The organism is Pseudalkalibacillus sp. SCS-8 (assembly GCF_040126055.1).
Lineage (GTDB): Bacteria > Bacillota > Bacilli > Bacillales > Fictibacillaceae > Pseudalkalibacillus > Pseudalkalibacillus nanhaiensis.
The window spans coordinates 2,793,435-2,804,039 of record NZ_CP143541.1; the positions used below are offsets into that span (position 1 = coordinate 2,793,435).

The window sequence follows — 10,605 nt, forward strand, 5'->3', positions numbered from 1 at the left end:
CCAGCTTGTACTTCCCTACTCTATTATATGAACTTTTTGCTGAAGGCTCTCCTTTTTGTCTCGTTTATTGCACCCATTTTTTCATTTTTGACGCGGTGGAACACGGTATTTGCCTACTTCGTATAAACCAGTCGCAGCCAATCCTGCCATTGTTCCTGCCCATGTTCTAAGAGTCCAATCCAAATCAGTCAAAGGAAAAGCTAAGAGTCCAACCACAAGCCCGATCATTAAGCTGAAAATATTAACAAAGCGTTTTGGAATAAGGAAGGTACGTTTTGCCACTTCTGTCAAACCAGTGACAATCGGAGTCATGACCGATGCAAACATGATAACCTGTTCCATCATACTCTCGTCCCCCTACAAGTAAAATATCAGTACTCATAAATTCCCTGCCCGTATGCCTTTCGCCTTCCACTTTTCATTAAATAGGGCGTTGGGAGCATTTCGTTCTTTCCGGTTCACTCCTTCTCATTTTATGAATATGAAATAACAAAAATAGCTAAGCCATAAATAAAGCCAAAAATTTTTTGAAAGGTGAATAGTTGGCAAGAAGATTAGAAAAAATGATGATAGCAGATGAATTTATGGAAATAGGAGTGTAAACATGAATAAGGAATACGATCATTATCTCATCCTCTTAGAAAATCAAAAGTTGAACTGGTGGGGTTACGCGAGAAGAGTACCAGCCGAGTTCCGCCCACCGAACTACACCAATTATTGGTCGTATTTACGCACACGGAATACTGCCTCCAAACGTTATATTAAAGAAGCCGAATGGCGTATGGAAGCCAGACGAAAAGGATTACTTGATAATTAATGAAAAATGAAAGGGGCTGACGAAATGTCAACCCCTTTCAATCTTATACACCTGCTTTATGTAATCGTAACAACAGTTGGTTTAATTCTCTTACCCGTTCCTCTTCACAAGACTTTTGACCTGTCTCGATGTCAGTTATTTCACTGCTTACCAGTTCAGATGCATAGCGTTGCTCCATTACGACATCCAACAACAATTGTTTCTCTTCACTTGATAATCTAACATTGGTTACAGCCCCCATAACCATCCCCCTTTAAAAGTTATAAGTCCTTACTCGATATTATAACTGTATATAATTCATGCAGGAAGGGGTTTTCCGAAATTCTTCGAGGCTCTAAATATTGGTAATGTTGAAATTCATTGATATTACTAGACTTAGGGTCGATTTTCATGTTAAGAATAGTTTGAAAAAAGTTTAATTCCACCTATTCCTATCAGAGAAACATTATTTTCCAAAAACATACATAGAGAATGAAGTCATGGGTCCATCATCCTATTTAACCGTAATTATTTATTCAGATTGCTTGAAAGTTTCTTTCTATGGTGAAATGGATACATAACGTGTACATCATAAAAATCTATAAAAACAGGTGAATGCCAGATGGTGAATAAGGACTTTTTTAAACAGCCAACATTGGAGGTTGCAAGACAGCTCCTAGGTATGGAACTCGTTCATGAAACGGGAAATGGGAGACTCGCAGGAAAAATTGTAGAAGTAGAGGCGTACAAAGGACCTGAAGACAAGGCTGCTCATTCGTACGGCGGCAGAAGGACTGCACGTACTGAGGTGATGTATGGCGAACCAGGTCATGTTTACATGTTCCTCATATATGGGATGCATCACTGTTTCAACATCGTCACAGGCCCTCTTCATAAACCCGAAGCAATCTTACTTCGAGCGCTTGAACCGACAGAAGGCGTGGAATTGATGCTGGAAAATCGATACGGTGTGAAAGAGAGCTACACGCGAAATCACGAACGAAATTTAACGAACGGCCCAGGTAAGCTCTCTAAGGCGATGGGATTCAATATGAACCATTACGGCCTTCCGCTGCAGACCTCAGAAATAAAGCTACAAGAATATGATAATATTAAGGATGAATTCGTAGAAATCGGACCACGTATCAATATTGATTATGCAGAGGAACATGTATCTCTCCCCTACCGCTTTTCAATCAAAAACCATGCATATATTTCCAAATAAAAAGAAGAAGGTGACCTCAAAGCATCACGTCCGACACTTTCGAGTCACCTTCTCATTTTCAATGAGATGGATTCAATTCTTTCAGTTCCAGCTCATCTTCTGTTTGCAGATTTTTCTCTTTCCAGCTGGTTGAGATGAGCCCGACCATCTGCGCAACCTTCTTCTTCCGATTCGTATAACGGAACAGTGTAATCAAGTACCAGAAGGCGATGATCGTTGCTGTTTTCAATATGGTTTCAAAATTCCATGTGAGACGCTCGAACTGGATGATACCGAGGAAGTACGCGGTTGCTACACCGAATAAAAATGCCATCACCCAAACGCCAGGTCTCAAATCCCTATATCCTTTTTGTAAGGTGGTTATAAATGAAGCAAGCAGCCTTAATTCTGTCTGGTTGTATTGATGAAGTCGGTTCTTTGTATATTTTAAATCAGGGACAATTCCATTCGACCTTTTGTTGTCCGTTACTTGCTTGAAAAATAACTCGAAATCTATGAAACTTGAAAGACTATTTTCAACCTTCCGATGCATGTAATTGTGATACATATACCAAAAGTAGATTCTTTCAGCCACCCTCAAAACCGTATACAAGAGAAGGGTGACAAGAACGAACTGGACCCAGAAATTTTCCAAGAAAAAATCAATGAAAGCCCATATGGCTAAAGCCAAAGTCTTAAATTTTGTAATGAACAAAGATGAAACAAGCAAAATAAGATCGGTTGCTTTTTCCACAAGAACAGCCTCCTGTTTCCCTATTATCTCCATCATATCATTTTTGCTTCAAGATAAGACAATCTTTTACAAAATCACGAAATATTTCTCATTTCACATAAGACCTCATACCCCCTATCTCCGCTACATGACAGCGAAAACTGTAGGTAGAATCTAGTTTTTTGGAGGTTGGACATATGCGAATCGTGTTTTTCGAAAAAGGAGAATTAATGATAATCGTAGGTTCTTCAAAGCTTAAAGGGGAACTCACCATAGAGCAGATCAAATCCGAGAGTGAAAAGAAGGCAAAAGAACTAACTCAGCTACTTGGAAGAGAGATCGGCTTCATGATTGATATGAATGGAAAGCTCGATGCAGAAATGGGAGTCAAATAAGACTAAAAAGAGGCTGACCTAATGAGGTCAGCCTCTTTTTCTTTGGAAGAACTAGTTTATCAATCCGTAACGCTTCATATCCTGCATGACCCTTTGGGAGATCAGTTCGTACCCTCTAGGGTTCGGATGTATGACATCTTTAAAATACCGATCTCTATCCTTATTGAGGAAGAGATCAATTGTTGATACATAGTAGGTATTCGGAAATTCGTGGACCATCCCTTTCGTAACGCTGTTCCAATTCTCTAGAATACCATGCAGCTCATCATGATTGATCAAATTGGTGTAAGGATCGAACATCCCAATCAGAATCATAGGTGCAAATTGATTATCCGTTCGAATTTGGGCAATCAATTGGGTCAAATTTTCCTTAAATAACGCCCGCTTCTCTTCCATTTCCTGAGCGTTGATGGAGTTTAGATCCCTTCTTGCGGCCTGGATGAAATCGTTCGTTCCGATGAACACGAATAAGTAATTGGCTTGGCTGATCTTCTGTTTGGCTTCGATGTCCTGGATATGGATCATGATTTGATCGGTTCGAAAGCCTCTCACACCATAACGATCCAACACGACATGATTGCCGACTGTGTTCATCATTTGCTTGTGGACGCGACCGATATACCCGACACGCTTAGGGTCCCCACTTCCATATGTCAACGAATCTCCAATTGCGACAACTCTTATTGCATCATCATCTTCTGCCACAGTTGTTTGGGAATCAAGATCATCAACCATATTGATGCCGATGATCGAAACCACAATCAATAATATTCTGGATGTATATTTGATGATTTTCTGTAACAACAACATTTACGCCTCAAATCCATAAGCTTCTTTTTCTTACCTACAGTATCTATCAAAAGGGCTAGTGCAAATCGTAGTCCTCTTTTTTTAAACCAAACTCTTCCCATAAATGATAGACATCATAGTCTGTCGTGTCAATCTTGATAAAACGATTTACCAGTCCACATACCCCGATTGTCCCAACCATAAACCCGACAAATGAAAGTAAAAAATAGGTCATCAGATCCCGCCTCTCCCTATCATTTACTTCCATTCTATTTGTGAGGACTGCCAGCTAGAACTGACAAGTAATCATTCGCCCAAAACGACAATTACATCGGTAAAGCCCGATGTTCTTGAAGGACGGCATCCAGTTTCACCCTATCCAGTGGTGGATAGAAGTGAAAGCCTTGTACCTCGTTGCAGTGCTGGCTTCTCAGGAATGAGAATTGTTCAGCTGTCTCGACACCCTCTGCTACAACACGCATTTTCATACTATGACCAAGAGAAATGACTGCTCTAGCAATGGCAGCTTCATCTGAGCTGTTTCCAATCCCTTTGATGAAGGACTGATCGATTTTCAATGCATGCACGTGGAATTTCTTCAAATAGTTCAAGGAAGAATATCCTGTGCCGAAATCATCGATCGCAATTGTGATTCCCATCTGTTCGAGCTCTTCCAGGCTTTGAACGATGCTTTCTTCATACTTCATCAACGTGCTTTCTGTAATTTCAATCTCCAGCCATTTGCCATCCATTCCATAAGCATCAAGGACTTTCTGGATCGAGGCTGGTAAGTTCCTTTGGAGGAATTGCCTCGCTGAAAAGTTGACCGCCATACGGACCGGCGGGTATCCTTTTTCTTGCCAAAGCTTGTTCTGTCTACATGCCGTTTCCAAAACCCAATTATCAATTTGAACAATTAATCCTGATTCTTCAGCTAGAGGGATAAATTCTCCCGGGGGAATCAACCCCCATTGGGGATGCTCCCATCTCACTAGCGCTTCCAGTCCGATAATTGCATTCGTCTCTACATCCAGACGGGGTTGATAATGCAGGAGCAGTTCATCGTTTTCAATTGCTTTGTGTAGATCATTTTCCAAGAGGAGCCGCTCATAATTATTCGTACTCATGGAAGGCTGATAGAATTCATAGGAATTCCTTCCCTTCTCTTTCGCTCGATACATTGCCACATCTGAATGAACAAGCAATGATTCTACATCCCCACCATCATCCGGATAAAGGGATATACCAATACTGAAAGAAAGGTGGAATTCATGATCCTCGACCACGATTGGACTCTCAAAGGTCTTGAGTACCTCCTTTGCAAGCTCTGATAGATCGGATATATGAACGACGTTCTGAATCAGAATCGTAAATTCATCACCGCTCATCCGATATACCTTGCCCTTCCCATCGATGAAGGATTTCAATCTCGTGGCAACTAAGGAAAGAACACGGTCTCCAAAAGCATGGCCCATGGAATCATTTATGACCTTGAAGCGATCCATATCGAGAAAGAGCACACCAGCTATTTGTTTACTGATTCTGCTTTGGATGATAACCTGATCCAGGTCCTCCTGAAACTTCCGCCGATTTGGAAGATGTGTCAACGAATCATGGTAAGCCATATGCTTGATCGTTTCTTCCGTTTTTTTGCGTTCTGTGATGTCCCGGGCGACGACCACCACTTGTTTAACTTCCTCATTTTCATCTAGAACCGGCATTGCACGTGCCTCAATTACGACATATTCCCCTCGTTCATGTCGATAGCGGCATTCGACATCCTGCCTTTCCTTTACATTGAAGATCCTTGCGAATGTCTTTTTGACAATCTCCTGGTCATCTTCGTGAATATGGTCAAGGAAGGATTTCGTGAAATTTGGCGTTCTTCCAAATACCCTCTTGTACGCAGGCGAGACATAATTTACACTTCCCTTTCGATCAAAAAGGACGATTAGATCTGACATATTATCCGTCATGAGTTTGAGCCTTAATTCACTTTCTTTCAAGGCCTGTTTCGTATGTTTTTGTTCGATGGCGAGTAAAGCCAAGTCGGCATACATTTTGATCAGACGTTCGTCATTTCGACTCGGCAACCGATTCTTCAAGCTGTATATGGTCGATATTCCCAGCAATTCCTGATCACTTGATAAGATTGGCATGACCCAGTAAGCCCGTATGGAATAATCTAAAAAGAATTGATGAAGGTGAAGACTCAAGGGGTCATCTTCAATATCAGAAACGATGACTGGGCGTTTAAGCGAAGCAGCTCTTCCACAGCCGCTAACATCGTCACCGATCAGCATCTCCGAAAGCTGTGAGGTATGTTCTTCTTTAATGGAAGGTGATGCAACAAGCTGGAGCGTTTCTTTTTCTTTCGAGTAAAGATGGACAGTACATAGGGTGTCGTCGATATGCCCCTCCAGCGTTTTCGCGGTAACCTCTAAAATTTCTTCAAGCATCGTATCCGTTGCAATCAGTTCGAAAATCCGCTTTTGTCCCTTCAGTTGTGCCTCGGTTTCCTTTTGATCTTGAATCTCATAGCTGACACAAACGATCTCCGATTCGCCATCCTTCGGAGAGACGATGTTCATCCGTTGTGAAACCCAAAATGATGGGTGGTCCTTATGTAAAAGTCTGACTTCAATACTCTTGTCGTTGCCAGGCTGCAGGTGACGTATGAATTGACGGAACTTGCTCCTGTCACGCGGATCCACGAAATCAACAAATGGTTTTCCGATTAATTCTTGGTTACAGAAGCCGAGTCGAGATGCCCCCGTCTGATTGAAGGACAGCAACATCCCTTTTTGGTTCAAAGTGAAATACATGACCGGTGTGTTCTCATATAGATATTTGTAACGTTCTTTACTAGATTGAAGCTCACTTTCAATTCTTTTCTTATTCGTAATATCACGTACAGAAGCTAGAATATGCGTACAGTTTCCACTAGCATCCAAAATCGGGGTCAATATCGTTTCTCCGACCATCGATTGTCCCATCACCATCGTCGTTCGTTCATAGTGATACGGTTTCTTTGTGAAATAGGCTATTTCATAGGCTTTCTGAATACTCTCGAATACCTCGTCCGGTAAAACATCCTGCATGCTTTTCCCGAATGACCTTTCATCAACCCCTGAATATTTTAAGGCGGATTCGTTCGCCGTAACATATCGGAATGTCGGCCCCTCATCCACTGCCATCAGAAAGACCATATCCATAAATCCATTGAATATTGCCCGTAGATGTTCTTCTTGAATTCGATTAAACATGAAACGGTCCCCTAATCTCTATTTTTTGTCCATATTTCTTCTATCGTTTCTCTTACTTTGTATATCGGTCAGTCCTCTCTTATTTTCGAGTACTGATTGGGTAGAGTTTGGTATTTTTACATAATTATCCTTGTCATGCGAAAAATAAGAGTAAAACGATGGAAGGGATTGAAACTAGGATGTATAGATGGAAAAGAAGCAGCATTGCATTATTGTTCGCAGCCTCCACCTTGACTGCATGCGGCTATCAGAACGAGCCGACTGCGGACAGGTCTGTGGAAGCTGAACCCGTACAAGCAAGTCGGTCAGTCAACAAAAGCTATAAAACTGTAGAAATGTATAATCAGAAGGAAGAAAAGATCGGGGAAGCTCAAATTTCTGAAACACCAAAAGGCGTCATGATTCAGTTGAAGGTGTCCAACCTTTCCCCTGGCGTGCATGGATACCATATCCATGAAACAGGAAAATGTGATGCCCCTGATTTCAAATCAGCGGGTGAGCATTATAACCCTGTCAGTAAAGAACACGGGTTTCACAATCCAAAAGGGTATCATGCTGGTGATCTTCCCAACCTTGAGGTTGATGAAGACGGAATGGTCGCTAAAACAACCTACACCAAGCACGTGACGTTACAAAAAGGAGCAGCGAATACCCTTCTTGATGAAGATGGTAGCGCTCTAGTCATCCATGCAAAAGCCGATGATTATAAGACCAATCCTTCAGGAGATTCAGGTGAGCGTATCGCCTGTGGTGTAATCAAGTAAATGATGAAAAGGCGGTTTATTGAGGTGAATCCCTCGATAAGGCCGCCTTAATTGTTCAAGTCCAAATCTAGCTTTGACTTACTTCATGTTTATTTATCGTGTATTTTTCCAATACGGTTCGATTGATTTCGTATCCGATCCCTGCTTTTTCAGAAATGTTGACTTTACCGTCCTCGATCTGTATTGGAGGCGTGATAAGATCTTCATACCAGAAGTTTGAGGAAGCGGTAATATCGCCAGGAAAAACAAATCGATCAAAGGAAGCAAGCGCGATGTTGTGAGCCTTGCCAATACCAGACTCGACCATCCCTCCTGCCCATACGTCAACGTTCCGATCTTTACAATAATCATGAATCCTTATCGCCTCTGATAACCCGCCGACCCGACTATGCTTTATGGCAATGATTCGGCAGCTATTCATGGAAATCGCTGTTTTTGCTGCCTCAAAAGAAGTGATGCTCTCATCTAGACAGAGCGGAGTGGTTAGCTTTTCCTGCAAAGTGGCATGATCGACAAAATCCCTATGACCAAGGGGCTGTTCAATCATCAATAAATTATAGTGATCCAGTTCCGTTAACCTGTCGAGGTCCTTCAGGGTATAACTTGAATTGGCATCAACCATAAGTGGGAGATCTGGAAAAGCTCTACGAACAGCCCTAACGGGTTCAATATCATGACCAGGCTTCACTTTCAGCTTGATCCGTTTGTACCCGTGTTGAACAGCTTCGTCTATTTTTTGGATTAGTTTCTCTTGATTGGCTTGTATTCCAACAGCTGTGCCCACTTCGATACTTTTTTTCGAGCCACCTAATACATGATACAAAGGCTGATTCAAATGCTTCGCATATCCGTCCCAAAGTGCCGTTTCAATACTTGATTTCGCCATATGATGACCTCGAATCGGTTGAAAAAGCTTCATTGCTTCATCTGGATGTTGAACTTCGTTATGATCCATCAAGGCAGGGAGGAGATAAGTAAGAAGGGCATGATAACAAGAATCAGTTGTTTCTTCTGTATACCATGGCGTTTCAAACGCTGAACACTCCCCCCATCCGGTTACGCCACTTTTAAATTTCACTTCCAAGATTAAGAGTTTTCTTTCCTCAATGAGGCTTAATGCTGTTTTAAAAGGCTCCCTCAAAGGAAGCTTCACGGTATGAATGATGACTTTCTCAACCTTCAACGTCATCACCATCCTCTAAATACCGATATAACTCCCTGCGTAACAGCTTATTGGAAGCGTTCCGGGGTAGATCGTCGATAAACGAAACCTTCTTTGGAACTTTATATCCCGCTAATCTTGTCGTGCAATATGCGATCAAATCATCTTCAGTGACAGATTTTCCTTTTTTGATGACAACAAAGGCTGCTGGGACCTTCCCCCATTTTTCATGAGCAATCCCAATGACACCGGCCTCGGAAACTGCTTCATGACCGAGGAGACATGCTTCGATTTCGGCCGGATAGACGTTCTCTCCTCCCGAGATGAACATATCTTTTCTACGATCTAATACATAAAGGAATCCTTCTTCATCCAAATAACCGACATCTCCGGTTGCGAGCCAGCCATCTTTGATTTTTTCGGCGTTTTCTTTTTCCTTTTTATAATAGCCTTGAGTCACGTTCGGGCCTTTGATCAGAATTTCTCCTGCTGGACTAGGACTGTCAGCCTCCGATGATTTGATTTTAATTTGTGATGGGAAAAGCGGCTTCCCTGCAGAACCTAATTTCCTCATGCTATCTTCAGGCGAGAGGGTCACGATTTGAGAAGCGGACTCACTTAAACCATATGTTTGAAAAACAGGTATGCCTGTTTTTTCGCATCGCTTCAGAAGCGGGTAAGGTGCAGGACCGCCACCTAGAAGCATACAACGGAAGGTAGCAGGAAACGACTCAAATTCATCTGAGTCAAGGATATTTGATAGCATGACACTGACAACCGATGCAATGCTGACCTTATCTTCATGTACCGACCGGATGAAACGATCTGCTTCAAATTGCTGATGAAGAACCATTGTCATGCCGTAAATGACACTCCGCATTAAGATGGATAGACCGCTGACATGGAATAGGGGTACCGCACACAGCCACCGATCTTCTTCATGAATACCTAAATTGAGTGCTGATCCCGTTGCGCTCCACCAGTGATTTCCGTATGTAAGCTGGACACCTTTCGGATGACCCGTTGTGCCAGATGTAAAAATGATCGTATGGAGATCCTCTAAGTTAATTGTGCTTCCATCAAATTTCATATCTACTTGTTCTTGTTTACTCAATTTGGTCATGGTAATTACTGAGTTGAAGGTTAAGTCTTCTGCTTTTGATTCATGTTGCGTATCCACAATCAACCAATCCACATCGGCATCTTCAAGCTGATAATCCAGCTCTGATGGAGATAAGCGTTTGTTGAGTGGGACAATAACAACCTTCAAGTAATGTAGGGCATGGATAAGAAAGACCGTCTGAGGATGGTTTTCCATAAGAAAACCAACATGGTCACCACTTTCAATCCCCAGCGTCGTCAACTTCCGTGCCATTCGTTCCGCTTCCCTATTCAACTGTTCATAGGTCCATGTATGCTCTTCAAACGTCAGCGCAAGGCGTTCCGGTGTTATATACGCTCTTTGCTGAAGCCAATTTTTCATTTCCATACGTACC

Annotated in this window: 12 protein-coding genes; 4 read left to right on the plus strand and 8 right to left on the minus strand. The window is 42.1% G+C overall.

The window, feature by feature from the left end:
- Positions 1-81 precede the first annotated feature (81 nt).
- On the minus strand, positions 82-345 hold the full coding sequence (locus V1497_RS14515) for a holin (protein ID WP_349408244.1): 264 nt from the start codon (positions 343-345) through the stop codon (positions 82-84).
- Positions 346-604: 259 nt separating this feature from the next.
- Between V1497_RS14515 and V1497_RS14520 the strand changes: the two genes are divergently transcribed.
- Positions 605-817 (plus strand): hypothetical protein, encoded by a 213-nt coding sequence (locus tag V1497_RS14520; protein WP_349408245.1) that lies wholly within the window; start codon positions 605-607, stop codon positions 815-817.
- Between the two features lie 43 nt (positions 818-860).
- On the opposite strand, the gene abbA is transcribed toward V1497_RS14520, so the two are convergent.
- The gene (gene abbA, locus V1497_RS14525) at positions 861-1,058 is read right to left on the minus strand and encodes an antirepressor AbbA (protein ID WP_349408246.1); all 198 of its coding nucleotides are present in this window, start codon (positions 1,056-1,058) and stop codon (positions 861-863) included.
- 360 nt (positions 1,059-1,418) lie between these two features.
- Between abbA and V1497_RS14530 the strand changes: the two genes are divergently transcribed.
- On the plus strand, positions 1,419-2,021 hold the full coding sequence (locus V1497_RS14530; protein WP_349408247.1) for a DNA-3-methyladenine glycosylase: 603 nt from the start codon (positions 1,419-1,421) through the stop codon (positions 2,019-2,021).
- 58 nt (positions 2,022-2,079) lie between these two features.
- Here V1497_RS14530 and V1497_RS14535 read toward each other — a convergent pair whose 3' ends face one another.
- Complete coding sequence (locus V1497_RS14535; protein WP_349408248.1) at positions 2,080-2,754, minus strand: hypothetical protein; 675 nt, start codon at positions 2,752-2,754, stop codon at positions 2,080-2,082.
- Between the two features lie 176 nt (positions 2,755-2,930).
- Here V1497_RS14535 and V1497_RS14540 point away from each other — a divergent pair, with 176 nt between their 5' ends.
- Complete coding sequence (locus V1497_RS14540) at positions 2,931-3,128, plus strand: hypothetical protein (protein WP_349408249.1); 198 nt, start codon at positions 2,931-2,933, stop codon at positions 3,126-3,128.
- A 51-nt stretch (positions 3,129-3,179) separates the two neighbouring features.
- Here V1497_RS14540 and V1497_RS14545 read toward each other — a convergent pair whose 3' ends face one another.
- The 3 genes from V1497_RS14545 to V1497_RS14555 form a co-directional block, all read right to left on the minus strand.
- Positions 3,180-3,938 carry a GDSL-type esterase/lipase family protein gene (locus V1497_RS14545; RefSeq protein WP_349408250.1) on the minus strand — a complete coding sequence of 253 codons (759 nt, stop codon included), beginning with the start codon at positions 3,936-3,938 and terminating at the stop codon, positions 3,180-3,182.
- A 55-nt stretch (positions 3,939-3,993) separates the two neighbouring features.
- Positions 3,994-4,152, minus strand: coding sequence for a hypothetical protein (locus V1497_RS14550; protein ID WP_349408251.1), 159 nt, complete (start codon positions 4,150-4,152; stop codon positions 3,994-3,996).
- Positions 4,153-4,243: 91 nt separating this feature from the next.
- Positions 4,244-7,183: an EAL domain-containing protein gene (locus tag V1497_RS14555; protein ID WP_349408252.1), complete on the minus strand. Its 2,940-nt coding sequence runs from the start codon at positions 7,181-7,183 to the stop codon at positions 4,244-4,246.
- A 179-nt stretch (positions 7,184-7,362) separates the two neighbouring features.
- Between V1497_RS14555 and V1497_RS14560 the strand changes: the two genes are divergently transcribed.
- Positions 7,363-7,947 (plus strand): superoxide dismutase family protein, encoded by a 585-nt coding sequence (locus V1497_RS14560; RefSeq protein WP_349408253.1) that lies wholly within the window; start codon positions 7,363-7,365, stop codon positions 7,945-7,947.
- A 67-nt stretch (positions 7,948-8,014) separates the two neighbouring features.
- On the opposite strand, the gene menC is transcribed toward V1497_RS14560, so the two are convergent.
- The gene (gene menC / locus V1497_RS14565) at positions 8,015-9,136 is read right to left on the minus strand and encodes an o-succinylbenzoate synthase (protein WP_349408254.1); all 1,122 of its coding nucleotides are present in this window, start codon (positions 9,134-9,136) and stop codon (positions 8,015-8,017) included.
- A complete protein-coding gene (locus tag V1497_RS14570; RefSeq protein WP_349408255.1) occupies positions 9,120-10,598 on the minus strand; it encodes an o-succinylbenzoate--CoA ligase in 1,479 nt (492 codons plus the stop codon). The genes menC and V1497_RS14570 overlap by 17 nt, the downstream gene beginning before the upstream one ends.
- Positions 10,599-10,605: the final 7 nt, after the last annotated feature.